15 protein-coding genes and 1 other RNA gene are annotated in these 13,436 nt (G+C 51.5%); 8 read left to right on the plus strand and 8 right to left on the minus strand.

What is annotated here, in order from left to right:
* Nucleotide 1 precedes the first annotated feature (1 nt).
* Nucleotides 2-577 carry an RNA polymerase sigma factor RpoE gene (gene rpoE, locus ACT3RT_RS22225; protein WP_034792729.1) on the minus strand — a complete coding sequence of 192 codons (576 nt, stop codon included), beginning with the start codon at nt 575-577 and terminating at the stop codon, nt 2-4.
* Between the two features lie 214 nt (nt 578-791).
* Between rpoE and nadB the strand changes: the two genes are divergently transcribed.
* Nucleotides 792-2,393 carry an L-aspartate oxidase gene (gene nadB / locus ACT3RT_RS22230; RefSeq protein ID WP_496203756.1) on the plus strand — a complete coding sequence of 534 codons (1,602 nt, stop codon included), beginning with the start codon at nt 792-794 and terminating at the stop codon, nt 2,391-2,393.
* 55 nt (nt 2,394-2,448) lie between these two features.
* On the opposite strand, the gene trmN is transcribed toward nadB, so the two are convergent.
* Nucleotides 2,449-3,165: a tRNA(1)(Val) (adenine(37)-N(6))-methyltransferase TrmN gene (trmN, locus tag ACT3RT_RS22235; protein ID WP_496203762.1), complete on the minus strand. Its 717-nt coding sequence runs from the start codon at nt 3,163-3,165 to the stop codon at nt 2,449-2,451.
* A 185-nt stretch (nt 3,166-3,350) separates the two neighbouring features.
* Here trmN and srmB point away from each other — a divergent pair, with 185 nt between their 5' ends.
* Complete coding sequence (gene srmB, locus ACT3RT_RS22240; protein ID WP_496203757.1) at nt 3,351-4,682, plus strand: ATP-dependent RNA helicase SrmB; 1,332 nt, start codon at nt 3,351-3,353, stop codon at nt 4,680-4,682.
* A gap of 99 nt (nt 4,683-4,781) precedes the next feature.
* On the opposite strand, the gene grcA is transcribed toward srmB, so the two are convergent.
* Nucleotides 4,782-5,165, minus strand: a complete 384-nt coding sequence (gene grcA, locus ACT3RT_RS22245) for an autonomous glycyl radical cofactor GrcA (RefSeq protein ID WP_496203758.1) — start codon at nt 5,163-5,165, stop codon at nt 4,782-4,784.
* A 339-nt stretch (nt 5,166-5,504) separates the two neighbouring features.
* Between grcA and ung the strand changes: the two genes are divergently transcribed.
* Nucleotides 5,505-6,185: a uracil-DNA glycosylase gene (gene ung, locus ACT3RT_RS22250; RefSeq protein WP_353503182.1), complete on the plus strand. Its 681-nt coding sequence runs from the start codon at nt 5,505-5,507 to the stop codon at nt 6,183-6,185.
* A 61-nt stretch (nt 6,186-6,246) separates the two neighbouring features.
* On the opposite strand, the gene grpE is transcribed toward ung, so the two are convergent.
* Nucleotides 6,247-6,834 (minus strand): nucleotide exchange factor GrpE, encoded by a 588-nt coding sequence (gene grpE, locus ACT3RT_RS22255; RefSeq protein ID WP_353503183.1) that lies wholly within the window; start codon nt 6,832-6,834, stop codon nt 6,247-6,249.
* A 135-nt stretch (nt 6,835-6,969) separates the two neighbouring features.
* Between grpE and nadK the strand changes: the two genes are divergently transcribed.
* The 3 genes from nadK to bamE all read left to right on the plus strand — a co-directional run bounded on the left by nadK (nt 6,970) and on the right by bamE (nt 10,076).
* Nucleotides 6,970-7,848 carry an NAD(+) kinase gene (gene nadK / locus ACT3RT_RS22260; protein ID WP_353503184.1) on the plus strand — a complete coding sequence of 293 codons (879 nt, stop codon included), beginning with the start codon at nt 6,970-6,972 and terminating at the stop codon, nt 7,846-7,848.
* A 109-nt stretch (nt 7,849-7,957) separates the two neighbouring features.
* On the plus strand, nt 7,958-9,619 hold the full coding sequence (gene recN / locus ACT3RT_RS22265; RefSeq protein WP_496203759.1) for a DNA repair protein RecN: 1,662 nt from the start codon (nt 7,958-7,960) through the stop codon (nt 9,617-9,619).
* 112 nt (nt 9,620-9,731) lie between these two features.
* Nucleotides 9,732-10,076 carry an outer membrane protein assembly factor BamE gene (bamE, locus tag ACT3RT_RS22270; protein WP_353503186.1) on the plus strand — a complete coding sequence of 115 codons (345 nt, stop codon included), beginning with the start codon at nt 9,732-9,734 and terminating at the stop codon, nt 10,074-10,076.
* A 73-nt stretch (nt 10,077-10,149) separates the two neighbouring features.
* On the opposite strand, the gene ACT3RT_RS22275 is transcribed toward bamE, so the two are convergent.
* Nucleotides 10,150-10,434, minus strand: coding sequence for an RnfH family protein (locus ACT3RT_RS22275; RefSeq protein WP_485903498.1), 285 nt, complete (start codon nt 10,432-10,434; stop codon nt 10,150-10,152).
* Nucleotides 10,427-10,861, minus strand: coding sequence for a type II toxin-antitoxin system RatA family toxin (locus tag ACT3RT_RS22280; protein WP_353503188.1), 435 nt, complete (start codon nt 10,859-10,861; stop codon nt 10,427-10,429). Before ACT3RT_RS22280 ends, ACT3RT_RS22275 begins: the two co-directional genes overlap by 8 nt.
* 157 nt (nt 10,862-11,018) lie before the next feature.
* On the opposite strand from ACT3RT_RS22280, the gene smpB reads away from it, so the two are divergent.
* Together smpB and ssrA are read left to right on the plus strand one after the other, a co-directional pair.
* A complete protein-coding gene (gene smpB, locus ACT3RT_RS22285) occupies nt 11,019-11,501 on the plus strand; it encodes an SsrA-binding protein SmpB (protein WP_185689359.1) in 483 nt (160 codons plus the stop codon).
* 49 nt (nt 11,502-11,550) lie between these two features.
* Nucleotides 11,551-11,914: a transfer-messenger RNA gene (ssrA, locus tag ACT3RT_RS22290) on the plus strand.
* A 106-nt stretch (nt 11,915-12,020) separates the two neighbouring features.
* Here the strand turns inward: ssrA and ACT3RT_RS22295 are convergent.
* Both ACT3RT_RS22295 and ACT3RT_RS22300 read right to left on the minus strand, forming a co-directional pair.
* Nucleotides 12,021-12,518: a hypothetical protein gene (locus ACT3RT_RS22295; protein ID WP_353503191.1), complete on the minus strand. Its 498-nt coding sequence runs from the start codon at nt 12,516-12,518 to the stop codon at nt 12,021-12,023.
* Nucleotides 12,519-12,668: 150 nt separating this feature from the next.
* Nucleotides 12,669-13,271: a uracil-DNA glycosylase gene (locus ACT3RT_RS22300; RefSeq protein ID WP_496203760.1), complete on the minus strand. Its 603-nt coding sequence runs from the start codon at nt 13,269-13,271 to the stop codon at nt 12,669-12,671.
* Between the last annotated feature and the right edge of the window lie 165 nt (nt 13,272-13,436).

The raw sequence follows: 13,436 nt of genomic DNA on the forward strand, positions 1-13,436 counted from the left end.
GTTAACGCTGAATCAGCGGTTGAACTTTATTATCAATAGCTTCCCGGGCACGGAAAATACGGGATCTCACCGTACCCACGGGGCAGTCCATGATGGCGGCTATTTCTTCGTAGCTCAATCCATCTAACTCCCTTAAGGTGATCGCCATGCGAAGATCCTCAGGAAGTGCTTCAATAGTACGGAAAACTATCTGCCGTAACTCTTCTGACAACATCAAATTCTCAGGGTTCGAAATTTCTTTTAATGCACCGCCACTTTCGAAGTTTTCAGCATCATTTGCATCTACATCGCTAGAAGGCGGTCGGCGGCCCTGCGCCACCAGATAATTCTTCGCCGTGTTGACCGCGATACGGTACAACCACGTATAAAAAGCACTGTCGCCACGGAATGACTCCAACGCGCGATAGGCTTTAATGAATGATTCTTGAACCACATCAGGCACATCGCCTTGTGGTACGTAGCGGGAAACAAGGCTCGCTACTTTATGCTGGTAACGGACTACCAGTAAATTGAACGATTTCTGATCACCTTTCTGGACCCGCTCGACCAGAACCTGATCTGCTAACTGCTCGCTCATCCGAGGTAAAGTCTCCCCAAAACTATCTCCGCGCATAAAGTAGTACTGCCAGCTATCATCATTATATTCCTGAGCAAGTACTGCTTGGAGTTCACATGAAACGTTAAGTTCCACATCGCTGTTGTTTTTTCTATTAAAGTCTCAAGTCCGTGGCTTTTGCCAGGACGTTTAGGCTAACATGAATTTCACTCTTCTTCTGCAAACATCATACGCTATGCAACCTTCATCTGAATTTGTCAGCGATGTCTTGATCATCGGAAGCGGCGCTGCCGGTCTGTCATTAGCCTTGCGGCTTGCCGACCATTGCAGCGTCACCGTCCTTAGCAAGGGACCTTTAAACGAAGGTTCAACCTTTTATGCTCAAGGTGGCATCGCGGCGGTATTCGATGAAACTGACAGCATTAGCTCGCACGTAGATGACACGCTGATTGCCGGTGCCGGTTTATGTGACAAAGAGGCCGTGGAGTTTATCGCCGGTAATGCGCGCCATTGCGTGCAGTGGCTGATAGACCAAGGCGTTCTATTTGACACTGAAACCAACGCCAGCTCCGAAGAGCGATATCACCTCACTCGCGAGGGCGGCCATAGCCATCGCCGAATTCTGCATAGTGCTGATGCTACTGGTAAAGAAGTAGAGACTACGCTGGTAGGTAAAGCAAGAAATCACCCGAATATTTGCGTGAAAGAGCGCTATAACGCGGTCGACCTTATCACCTCCAGCAAGATTGGTTTACCGGGCACTCAGCGTGTGGTCGGGGCGTATGTGTGGAATCGCCAGAAAGAACAGGTCGAAACCTTCCGCGCGAAAGCGGTGATCCTAGCCACCGGCGGCGCAGCTAAAGTCTACCAATACACCACCAACCCAGATATCTCCTCGGGTGATGGCATTGCCATGGCGTGGCGCGCGGGCTGCCGAGTCGCCAACCTTGAGTTCAACCAGTTCCACCCGACCTGCTTATACCATCCGCAGGCAAGAAACTTTCTGCTAACTGAAGCCCTGCGCGGCGAAGGGGCTTATCTCAAGCGCCCGGACGGCAGCCGCTTCATGCCAGATTTCGACTCGCGTGGCGAACTCGCGCCGCGCGACGTGGTGGCTCGCGCCATTGACCACGAGATGAAACGCCTCGGCGCGGACTGCATGTATCTCGACATCAGCCATCGCCCGCCGGAATTCATCATGCAGCACTTCCCGATGATCTACGAAAAGCTGCTGTCGCTGGGTATTGATCTGACCAAAGAAGCCATCCCGATTGTTCCCGCCGCCCACTACACCTGCGGCGGCGTGATGGTTGACCAACACGGGCGCACCGACCTTGATGGCCTGTATGCCATCGGCGAAGTGAGCTATACCGGCCTGCACGGCGCCAATCGCCTGGCGTCTAACTCCCTGTTGGAGTGCGTGGTTTACGGCTGGTCGGCGGCAGAAGACATTATCAAGCGCCTGCCTCACGCCAAGCTGGCCAAACAGCTGCCGCCTTGGGATGAGAGCCGGGTAGATAACTCGGATGAGCAAGTGGTGATTCAACATAACTGGCACGAATTGCGCCTGTTTATGTGGGACTACGTAGGAATTGTGCGTACCACCAAACGCCTTGAGCGCGCACTGCGCCGCATCATGACTCTCCAGCAGGAGATTGATGAGTATTACGCTAACTTCAGAATTTCCAACAACTTGCTGGAACTGCGCAACTTGGTACAAGTAGCCGAACTGATTGTTCGCAGCGCGATGGAGCGAAAAGAGAGTCGCGGGTTGCACTTCACTCTCGACTACCCTGACCTGCTCGACGATCCGCAGCCAACCATTCTTCAGCCTTAAACTTGCTATTAGCTATTAACAGTGCGATGGATCGCACTGTTAAAACGCACTTTGCCTAATAATTCAGATAGAAATCAGCGATTAAACCGCGAAACTCCGGGCTATAAACCCCTTCGCGTTCGCGTAAATCCATTTCTTGCAGATCGGCCTCGGTAGGTTGTTTACAGAGCACTAACAGCAGGCGATTCAGCGGCTTACCGGGGCGATCGCGCACGGCAAGGCGGCTGAAAGTGAACCATCCTGCTTGCTGCGCTTTGGCTTCGAGTTGCAATCCAAGATCATAAGGCAGCACCACGCAGAACTTGCCACTAGGCTGCAAAAGCTTATCGGCACAGTCGAGCAAGGCGGCGTGAGTCAGACTCTCAGTATAACGGGCGGTATTGCGCGCCTCATCGCGGCAAGCCACGGCGGCCTCGAAATAAGGCGGATTGCTGACAATCAGGCCATAATGAGCCGGATGGGATTGGGCGACGAGATTGATATCTTGCGCGAAAACCTGAAGTCTTACGGCCCAAGGCGAAGCCTGAAAATTTTCGGCGGCCTGCTCGGCTGCGGGAATATCCAGCTCGACGGCATCAATCCGGACCGACTCGCCAGTTCTTTGCGCCAGCATCAGGGCGATAAGACCACTGCCTGAGCCGATATCCAGCACTCGAGTGGCTTGCTCAACCGGCGCCCAGGCCCCGAGCAGCACGCCGTCGGTACCGACTTTCATTGCACAGCGATCGTGTGCCACAAAAAACTGTTTAAATGTAAATCCATTACGCCGCATTGGCTGGCTGACCTTGACTTCGTTCACCACATTTTCACCATTAAACCATCAGCAAGACGGCCTGATATCCAGAACTGACATAGCATAGGGGAAACATTCGGCAAGGAAAAGCCACGCTAGCCGCTTAAATAGGTGAAGATCGCGCCTAACACGTCTATAATCGGCGCCCCAAGTAGAGGTAGACCATGACTGTAACGAATTTTTCCGAACTCGAACTCGATGAACGCCTAATAGACGCCCTGAGCGAAAAAGGCTATAGCCGCCCGACTGTCATTCAGGCAGAGGCCATTCCGCCAGCGATGGACGGACGCGATGTGTTGGGTTCGGCTCCTACCGGCACCGGCAAAACAGCAGCGTTCTTGCTGCCTGCATTGCAGCATTTGCTGGATTTCCCGCGTAAGAAATCTGGTCCGCCACGTATTCTTATTCTGACGCCAACCCGCGAACTTGCGATGCAGGTCGCTGAACAGGCGCGCGAACTCGCCAAGCACACTGATTTAGATATCGCCACCATCACTGGCGGCGTGGCGTATATGAACCACGCCGAAGTCTTTAGCGCAAATCAGGACATCGTGGTCGCCACCACGGGCCGCTTGCTGCAATACATCAAAGAAGAAAACTTTGACTGCCGCGCCATTGAAACGCTGATCCTTGATGAAGCCGACCGCATGCTGGACATGGGCTTCGCGCAAGATATCGAAACCATTTCCGCCGAAGCGCGCTGGCGCAAACAGACGTTGTTGTTCTCTGCAACGCTGGAAGGCGAAGCCATTCGCGAGTTTGCCGAACGCATTCTGACCGAGCCGGTTGAGATCGAAGCCGATCCTTCTCGCCGCGAGCGCAAAAAGATTTTGCAGTGGTACTACCGCGCCGATGACGTCGCGCACAAGACCCAGATGCTGATCCACCTTCTGAATCAAGAAGATGTCACCAAGTCGGTGATCTTCGTGCGTAAACGCGAGCGCGTGCACGAGCTGGTAGCCTGGCTGCGTGAAGCAGGGATCAACTCCTGCTATCTTGAAGGGGAAATGGTTCAGGTTAAACGTACTGAAGCTGTAAAACGCATGGTTGAAGACCGCGTTAATGTGCTGGTTGCCACCGATATCGCCGCGCGCGGTCTGGATATCAACGACATCAGCCACGTGTTCAACTTCGACCTGCCGCTGACCGCAGACACCTACCTGCACCGTATCGGCCGTACTGGCCGTATGGGCCGCAAAGGGACTGCGATCTCCTTCGTCGAGGCGCATGACCATCTGCTGCTGGGCAAAATTGGCCGTTACCTGAATGAGCCACTGAAGCCGCGCGTGATTGATGAGCTGCGTCCGAAGACCAAAGCGCCAAGCGAGAAAACCACCGGCAAGCCGTCGAAGAAGGTGCTGGCGAAGCGTAAAGAGAAGCAGAAAGAAGCGCAGGTGAAATCAAAAGTTAAAGTGAAAGTGCGCCACCGCGACAGCAAAAACGTCGGTAAACGCCGCGTGAAAGCTGAAGCAGACAGCAAAGGCAGCGCGAAATAAGCCCCCTGAGCTTTCTCTAAAGCATAAAAAAACCGCCAATTAAGGCGGTTTTTTATTATCTCAGCTTTTCACTGCTCAATAGGTCTATTGAGCGAAAGCTTACAGACTTTCAGTGAAAGTACGGGTGATCACGTCGCGCTGCTGTTCTGGCGTCAGTGAATTGAAACGTACCGCGTAGCCTGAAACACGAATAGTCAGCTGTGGGTACTTTTCAGGATGCTTCACAGCATCTTCCAAGGTTTCACGGCGCATCACGTTGACATTAAGATGCTGGCCGCCCTCAACGCGAACCGTTGGCTGGAACTCCATCGGCACTTCGCGATACTCGATTTGGCCCAGTTCGCTGACTGCGACAATCTGATCTTCTTCATAGCCCGCTTTTGCACAGATGCAGCGCGCTTCTGCTTTCTCGTCGTCCAGCAGCCAGAAAGAGTTTTTCAGTGCTTCATTATTGGCTTTAGTAATTTGAATACCGGTGATCATGTGTTGCCTCCATTAATGGCTACGATACTGTAAACAAGCTGCCGCCAAGGAATGACAGCAATACCTTGCTCCTGATGACCTGTATAACAGTTGGGCACCCCGCGTTCCTTGATAAATATCAACTTTAGCCTTGGGGTGTTAGGCGCCCTGCGGCAAATTTATGTTTTATATCAATTTTTTCCAGCCCCTCCCTTCAATTAATATTGTTAAATATCAATTAAATTTGATCGGGCCTGATACACCTTGCTGTTTGCATTTTGATAACAGGGTAAGGTTTCACTCAAATCCGCTTGCAGGTAAGCTAACGCGATTGAAATTACAAAGAAAAGGAGCGCGTTAATGTCCACGACCCTGACATGGCATGACGTCATTGGTGCCGAAAAAGAACAACCCTACTTCATTGATACCCTGAAGTATGTCGCCAGCGAACGCGCGGCGGGAAAAACGATCTATCCTCCGCAGGCTGACGTGTTCAACGCCTTCCGCTCCACCGAACTGTGCGATGTTAAAGTAGTGATCCTGGGCCAAGACCCTTACCACGGACCGAATCAGGCACACGGCCTCTCCTTCTCCGTTCGCCCGGGAATTCCTGCTCCGCCCTCTTTAGTTAACATGTACAAAGAGCTGGCGACTGACATTCCGGGCTTCGAGCGCCCCTCCCACGGCTACCTGCAAAGCTGGGCTGACCAAGGCGTGCTGCTGCTCAACACCGTGCTGACCGTCGAGGGCGGCCAGGCTCACTCCCACGCTAAATTGGGCTGGGAAACCTTCACCGATAAAGTGATAGCCGCGCTGAATGAGCACCGCCAAGGCGTGGTGTTCCTGCTGTGGGGCTCACACGCGCAGAAGAAAGGCAGCTTTATTGATACTCAGCGCCACCACGTGCTGAAAGCACCGCACCCTTCGCCGCTGTCGGCCCATCGCGGTTTTCTCGGCTGCAAACACTTCTCCGCTACCAATGAACTGCTGAAAAAACAGGGGCTGGAGCCGATAAACTGGATGCCAGAACTTCCCGCTTAACTGCTGATTCTGCAAACAAAAAAGGCATCCCGAAGGATGCCTTTCTAACAAAAGCGGGGGCTTATGCCTTGGCTTTTGACACCGCAACCATCGCAGGGCGAAGCAGGCGACCGTTCAGCGTGTAACCTTTCTGCATAACCATCATGACGTGGTTAGGGGCCAAGTCTTCTGACTCCATCAGCGTCATTGCCTGATGCAATTCAGGATTGAAAGGCACGTGAATGTCGGCAACCACTTCCAGACCAAACTTGCGAACGGCATCCAGCAGTGATTTAAGCGTTAATTCAACACCTTCGACCAGAGCAGTCAGTTCGGCGTTAGATTTATCCGCCATGTCGAGCGCACGTTCCAGGTTATCAATAACCGGCAACAGCTCACCGGAGAATTTCTCCAGTGCGAATTTATGGGCTTTCTCAATATCCAGCTCGGTGCGGCGGCGGATATTTTCCACTTCCGCTTTAGCACGCAGCAAGCTATCACGCTCGCGCTGCTGAGCTTCTTTCAATTGATTTTCCAGTTCTGCAATACGCTCGTCGCGCGGATCAACGACGTCTGCCGCCTCAGTTTCCGCTTCCGTATGCAGCGCTTGCTCCTGATTTAACTCATCAGAGACTTGCTCGTTAGGCGTCTTATGTTCTTTACTACTCATGAATATCTCCGCGTTTTAGCATTAATCTTGCTACTGGGCTTATTATGGGGATCAAAACCGTTGTTTCAAGGTTTGCTTTTAAAGGTTCAGACATAATGCAGGCGTGACAAAAGCCTATTGAGGATAACCACCGCAATGAATAAAAAATTTGAGTGCATAGGCATCGTTGGCCACCCCCGCCATCCATCAGCACTCGCCACCCATGAAATGCTTTATCACTGGCTGGTCTCCAAGGGCTATGAAGTGATGGTGGAACGCACGGTGGCTCAAGATCTTAAGCTGGAAGGCGCACAAACCGGCAGCCTTGCAGATATCGGTAAAAAGGCCGATTTAGCCGTTGTCGTCGGGGGTGACGGTAATATGCTGGGCGCAGCGCGGGTGCTGGCGCGCTATGACATCAAAGTCATCGGCGTCAACCGCGGTAACCTCGGTTTTCTTACCGATCTTGACCCCGATAACGCCTTGCAGCAGCTTGACGACGTGTTAAAAGGGGAATATCTCAGCGAGCAGCGTTTCCTGTTGGAAGCCCTTGTGCGTTGCGAAGACCGCCAATGCCGCGTCAGCACGGCGATCAATGAAGTGGTGCTTCACCCCGGCAAAGTTGCACATATGATTGAATTTGAAGTCTATATTGATGACAAATTCGCCTTCTCACAGCGCTCCGATGGCCTGATTATCTCGACGCCGACCGGCTCTACTGCCTACTCGCTTTCCGGGGGCGGTCCGATTTTAACCCCCACGCTGGATGCCATCGCGTTGGTGCCGATGTTCCCGCACACCCTGTCGGCCAGACCCTTGGTGATTAACAGTAGCAGCACCATCTGCCTGAAATTCTCTAATATCAGCAGTGACTTAGAGATAAGCTGCGACAGTCAAATCGCCCTGCCGATTCAGCAAGGGGAAGAAGTGGTGATTCGCCGTAGTGACTACCACCTCAACTTGATCCACCCAAAAGACTATAGCTATTTCAATACGTTGAGCACCAAACTCGGCTGGTCGAAGAAATTGTTCTGATACCAAAGGTTGCCACAGAAAAAATATTGCGCCAGGGACTTTACTGTATATAAAACCAGTTTATACTGTATGAAATTACAGGTCTGTTGTTTTGTACAGGAAGGTGATCATGCTGGCGCAATTAACTATCAGTAACTTTGCCATCGTTCGTGAGTTAGACATCGATTTTCACAGCGGTATGACGGCAATCACCGGTGAAACCGGCGCAGGTAAATCCATTGCTATCGACGCCTTAGGTTTGTGCCTCGGCAACCGGGCTGATGGCAGCACCGTGCGTCTGGGGGCTAATCGCGCCGATATCTGCGCGCGTTTCACTCTGGCTGACACTCCTTCTGCAAAACAATGGCTGGCCGAAAATCAGCTCGACGAAGGCAATGACTGTCTACTGCGCCGCACCATCAGCGCTGACGGCCGCTCTCGCAGTTTTATCAATGGCACCCCTGTCCCGCTTTCCCAAATGCGGGAAATTGGCCAGCATCTGATCCAGATCCACGGCCAGCATGCTCACCAGCTCCTGCTGAAACCTGAACATCAAAAACAGCTACTGGATGCCTATGCAGACCAGCCTCTGCTGCTGGCGCAGATGCGTCAGGCGTACCAGAACTGGCACCAAAGTTGCCGCCAGCTGGCGCAGTATCAGCAGCAAGTCACCGAGCGCGAGGCGCGTCGGCAGCTGCTGCAATACCAGCTGAAAGAGCTGAACGAGTTTGCCCCGCAGGCTGGCGAATATGAACAGATCGACGAAGAGTACAAACTGCTGGCGAATAGCGGGCAGGTGATGTCACTGAGCCAGAACGCGCTCTATTTGCTGGCCGATGGCGACGATCAAAACGTGGTCAGCCTGCTGTATAGCGCTAAAAGCCAGCTAACCGAACTGGCCGAAATCGACAGCAAAATTAATGAGCTGATCGTGATGCTCGACGACGCCTCCATCCAAATCAGCGAAGCCAGCGATGAGTTGCGCCACTACAACGAACGGATGGAAATCGATCCGAATCGCATGTTTGAGCTAGAGCAGAGACTCTCTCGCCAACTGAGTTTAGCGAAAAAGCATCACGTTTCTGCCGAAGAGTTGCCAACTCTGCATCGCCAGCTGTTGGACGAGCAGCAGATGCTCGACGATCACGAAACCAATCAGGCAGAACTCAGCGAAGCCGTTAACCTGCACTATCAGCAAGCACTGAGCATTGCCCAGCAGCTGCATGATAAGCGCCAGTTCTATGCTGACGAGCTGACTCGCCTGATCACCGACAGCATGCAAAGCCTGTCGATGCCACACGGTAAATTTAAGATACAAGTTCAGTTTGTTCCCGAGCATTTAAGTCAGGAAGGTGCCGATCGTCTGGAATTTCAGGTCACCACCAACCCAGGCCAGCCATTACAGGCTCTGGCGAAAGTGGCCTCCGGCGGTGAACTGTCCCGCATCGCACTGGCGATTCAGGTGATCACGGCGCAGAAAATGGAAACCCCGGCGCTGATTTTCGATGAAGTGGACGTGGGTATCAGTGGCCCAACTGCCGCTATCGTCGGCAGACTGCTGCGTCAGTTGGGTGAGTCAACGCAGGTGATGTGTGTGACCCACTTACCGCAGGTAGCGGGTTGTGGTCATCAACATTATTTTGTGAGCAAAGATACCGACGGGGAAGCCACTGAAACCCAAATGAATCGACTGGATAAAAAAGCCAGATTGCAGGAACTGGCGCGTCTGCTGGGCGGTAGCGAAGTCACCAGAAACACCCTTGCTAACGCCAAAGAACTGCTCGCAGCTTAAAAAGCTCAACTTTTTTACGATTCTGCGGTCATACAGGTGCCCTGCAAAGGTTTCAAACTGATGAAAGGTCTATTATCATCGGCATCTTATGCCCTAAAGGAATGTAACGACTATGCGCTGTAAAACGCTAACTGCCGCCGCAGTAACTCTTGTAATGCTGACTGCGGGCTGTTCCACACTGGAAAAGGTGGTTTATCGGCCTGACATCAATCAGGGGAACTACTTGGCTCCTGCTGATGTTCAAAAGATTCATACCGGCATGACCAAGCAACAAGTGGCTTATGTCCTTGGTACCCCGATGCTGGACGACCCGTTTGGTAATGACACTTGGTACTACGTTTTCCGCCAGCAGCCTGGCCATGAAGGCGTGAAGCAACAAACCTTGACGCTGACCTTTAACCAAGCGGGAACGCTGACTAACGTTGATAACAAACCTGCGTTAAGCGACAAGAATTAATCTCCCTCCTGATGCTTGCTGGCAGCAGCCAGAATCCATCCTCGGGGTAAAAAAATAAGGCGCTCAAGGCGCCTTATTTTTTAGACTTTTCTGCTCGCAGACGCCTAAGCTCTTTTGGATCAGCAATCAGCGGCCGGTAAATTTCAATTCGGTCACCGTCAGCGATGATGTCCGCCAGCTTCACGGGGCGGCTGTATACGCCAACTTTATTGCTCTTGAGGTCGATATCCTTCCTCAACTCCAATAAACCCGACGCGACAATGGCTTGCTCTACCGTGCTACCTTCTTCCAGCTTCACCGTGCGCAGATACTGCCGTTCAGGTAACGCATAAACCACCTCAACGCGGATCTCAGACACTGTAAACCTCTTTCGCGCGCTGGGTGAAAGCCTGAACCATGCTGCCGGCTAGCTCTTTAAATATTTTACCAAACGCCAGTTCGATCAATTTGTTGGTGAATTCGAAATCAAGATTGAGTTCGACTTTGCAGGCCTCTGGGCTCAGCGCGGTGAAATTCCAGCCGCCCATCAGCTTGCGGAAAGGTCCATCAACCAATTGCATATCGATGCGTTGATTGCTAAACAGCGTATTGCGCGTGGTAAAAGTTTTGCTGATCCCCGCCTTAGAAACATCAACCGCGGCGGTCATGGAATCTGGGCCTTGCTCAATAATTCGGCTACCCGTACACCCCGGCAGAAATTGAGGATAGGCATCAACATCATTCACTAAGGTGTACATCTGTTCTACGCTGAACGGCACGAGCGCAGAACGACTTATCTGTGGCATATCATTTTCCAAGTATCATAAATCGTACAAATCATACCATTTATCGACCTCGAGACAAAAAACTACCTCGGAGCGAAAGCAACAAAGGCCAAAAAACGCAGGCTGTTACCCCGTGGGGATTTCATTCCCCAATGCTTACAGTATAATAAGTGACACTATGACAAAGAAAAAAGCACATAAACCCGGTTCCGCGACTATCGCGATGAACAAACGCGCTCGCCATGAATATTTCATCGAAGATGAAATTGAAGCGGGGCTTGCTTTGCAGGGATGGGAAGTCAAATCGATGCGCGCTGGTAAAGCAAACATTACTGACAGCTATGTCACATTCCGCGACGGTGAAGCCTTTTTGTTTGGCGCAACTATTCAACCTCTCAATGTGGCGTCGAGTCACATCGTTTGTGACCCTACGCGTACTCGTAAACTCCTGCTCAACAAGCGCGAGTTAGAAACGCTTTTCGGCAAGGTCAGTCGCGACGGCTACACCGTTGTTGCACTCTCCCTGTACTGGAAAAACGCCTGGTCGAAAGTCAAAATCGGTCTGGCGAAAGGTAAGAAAGAGCACGACAAGCGCGATGACATCAAAGATCGCGAGTGGAAGTTAGACAAAGCACGTATCATGAAGCACGCAAATCGCTAAGCTACTGGCTTAGCATGCAGTTTTTCTGATATACTGCACGACAGTACTTGGGGCTGATTCTGGATTCGACGGGATTTGCGAAGCCCAAGGAGCATGCCGAGGGGCGGTTGGCCTCGTAAAAAGCCGCAAAAAAATAGTCGCAAACGACGAAAACTACGCACTAGCAGCTTAATACCCTGCTCAGAGCCCTCTCTCCCTAGCCTCCGCTCTTAGGACGGGGATCAAGAGAGGTCAAACCTAAAAGAGATCGCGTGGACACCTTGCCTGGGGTGAAAGCGTTAAACCCAATCAGGATAGTTTGTTAGTGGCGTGTCTGTCCGCAGCTAACCGGCGAATGTAAAGACTAGACTAAGCATGTAGTGCCGACGGTGTAGTAATTTCGGACGGGGGTTCAAATCCCCCCAGCTCCACCAAACAAGGTTTCGGTTATCACCAGATAAGGCCGTTACCGCAAAGAAAGCCGCAACCTGAAAGGGTTTGCGGCTTTTTTGTGTTTGCAGAACACCTTCGCCAAACCCGCTACTCCGGCTGCATTTTCCTGTTCCATCCAAAAGTATCGGCGCAGGGTGCTAACCATTGACGGATTTTGGGATTGCACGACAGCGCCTCGGGTTCGAGTAAGCGTGCTCCGAAATTGGCATGCCGCAGGAAGCGCACGTCCAGGCATTGCTCCAGCTGCCCAGCCAGCAGGGGAAAATCCATAAGGCTGGATAGTCGGGGCCATTTGATCAATTTTCGGTAGCGCAGTTGCTCCGACTCTATGCGCAGGTCATCATTCGGGCGCCACTGAATATTGAACAGCTTGTCATGACGCGATAGGTCGACCAACCAATTCCCGTTAGATGGGATGCGTAACTCCAGTTTCAGGCTTTCAGGCCGCAACTTGTTGCGCTTGTAAAACCAATGCTCAGGCGGTTCGTTGGTTAGGTCGATGGAACACCCGCTATATGGCACCTCGGCGACACCGAAGCTGGCAAACCATTCTGCGACTTCGGGGTGGGTAGAATGGTCGAACATATTTTGCATGCTCCTCAGAAAGCGTCATATAGCACAACAGCTTATGCTCATAGCAGCCGTAATATCCGTAAAAAACATCAAAATTTCCAGTGAGTTCTATATCAATGAACTGAGTCTCAATGAAGATTTTACAAATGGCGGCTCTTTAGTTTATAAAGCCTCCAACCAACGTCCGGGAATGCTATCCCACATAGGCCTATTAATTGCTCTAACCTTGGGTGAGGGGTGTGCCGAAACAACGATTTTAACGGGAAGGTGCTCCAACAGCGGCGATGCCTTCTCAGCTTTACGGCCAACTAATACGACGGTTGAGAGATTGGGTAAAAGAGTTAAAAGATGAGCAAGCTCGGAAAGACCATTTTTGTTTTCGAGGGATGTCATCTTAATCGTACCATTCCAGCCCGGAATAGTATTCCACAGGACAGTACGATGCCGTGGAATGCCCGCCACATTCATAAAATTAAATAAAGCCTCGGCTGTTGAATCATTATTATCTCGGGAAACAAAACCTGAACCACCAAACTTTGGTGAGGTTTTTGGACCAGGTTTTTCTAGCAAAAATAGAATATCCGCTAACTGCCCACCATCATGTGGATCGAAATATGGGAATTCCCATCCCGGATATTTAATCTTTAGCCCTTCAACATACTTTGTGAGCTGTTCAATATGAGGCGCAAAGAGCAATGATCTTTTGGCCTCAATAGCCTCGAGAGAACGCAAAGAGCGTGGCGAGGAAAAGTTATCAAATCCCATATCACCCTAACCGTTAGTGCAAAGATATCGTCAAATAATACTGTAGCCAGTCATTTCAAAATAGCGATCCTCTGCGACCGCATCCAGTTTGAAAGTTTTTACTAACACTAAAATGCCGGCTCCATTGCCACCCCTATTGCTCCCATCCCCAACGCTATGTCATCC

Source organism: Ewingella sp. AOP9-I1-14, assembly GCF_052375995.1.
GTDB lineage: Bacteria > Pseudomonadota > Gammaproteobacteria > Enterobacterales > Enterobacteriaceae > Ewingella > Ewingella allii.